The sequence below is a fragment of the Vibrio fujianensis genome (assembly GCF_002749895.1).
GTDB classification, from domain to species: domain Bacteria; phylum Pseudomonadota; class Gammaproteobacteria; order Enterobacterales; family Vibrionaceae; genus Vibrio; species Vibrio fujianensis.
In genome coordinates this window covers 83,051-84,228 of the sequence record NZ_NBUS01000042.1, presented here as the reverse complement: position 1 = coordinate 84,228, position 1,178 = coordinate 83,051, and the positions used below count along the sequence as shown (strand labels likewise).

Annotated in this window: 1 protein-coding gene and 1 pseudogene; both read right to left on the bottom strand. The window is 45.8% G+C overall.

Annotated elements, in window-relative coordinates; genetic code table 11:
- On the bottom strand, positions 1-816 hold an 816-nt coding region (locus B7C60_RS09280; protein ID WP_245869101.1), incomplete at its 3' end, for a phosphatidate cytidylyltransferase.
- 2 nt (positions 817-818) lie between these two features.
- Positions 819-1,178 (bottom strand): annotated as a pseudogene (locus tag B7C60_RS18745) (CDP-alcohol phosphatidyltransferase family protein); the annotation flags it as partial.

Sequence of the window (1,178 nt, the reverse complement as noted above, 5' to 3'; positions counted from 1 at the left end):
CAGATCACGTTTCACCGAAGAAACAACCAGATCCCCAATAAAGCCACTCAAAGCAATAATCAGACCCGCCACAAGCCCTTGATTGGCCGTCAATGGGGTTAAGTAAGGGGCAACGAAATACGAAGAGAGTGTGACGGTTAACGTGCCGCCAATAAAACCTTGCCACGTTTTATTGGGGCTCACTTTCGGAACGATTTTATGCTTGCCGAAACTTTTCCCCCACACATATTGTGCGACGTCGTTAAATTGTGTCATGACTAATAAAAATAACAGCATACCCACAGTTCCTGCATCGGGGTTCAAGCTGGGTAAAACCAGCAAGTATGCCATATGACTGATACAAAAAACGGTTAACATCATCGCCCAGTGAATGATACCAGCAGAGCGGATAAAGCCCTTGGTATCACCAATGAAAACCATAACCATGGGTAGGTAAAGGAAGACATAAACCGGAATAAAAATAATGAACATGCCGTACCAGCCCATTGAGAGCCAGTAATATTGAAACGGAATAGATAAATATGCCCAAAAAATGACTCGGCGATCCGTCATTCGTGTCGGTACGATGGATAGAAATTCCTTGAGTGCCATAAAACTCAAAAAGCCGACGAAAAACAGCGTGTAATTGAGTGGCAACTGCAACACGATAAAGACAATAGCAACCATCCACCACCAAGAGCGGATGCGCAGTTTCAGCTCAAGATAATCTCGTTCTGGATGGCGACGTGAGAGCCACAAATAACACACGGTGCCTGTGATTAAAGCGGCTAAAATGGCCAACATGACATGCAGTGAGTGCTGCGGAAGATGGAACATAGTCATTCACCTTGTTCGTTAGGCCACGAGAGGCGCGTTGCATGAAATTGGTAGATGTGCTGTAAACGACGTTTGATGGTCACAATTAGGCCAATCAACATCACGGCTAACACCGCATCCATGGTATAGATAAAAAAGGCTGGCACTTCATCAAATAAGGATAAGGCTGCGATAAACAGTAAAGTAAAAGTTAAGAGCGCCATTCGATGTTGTTTGGCCATCGGCCCTTGGAAATCGGCTTCACCTCCCATGCTGACGCCTAAAACTCGGATATATGCGGTTAACACGGCGAGTAAAGCGCAAAGCCAAGCCAGCGTCATACCCATCGCCGAAGCGGTGGCAAATCCCGCACCAATAATGAA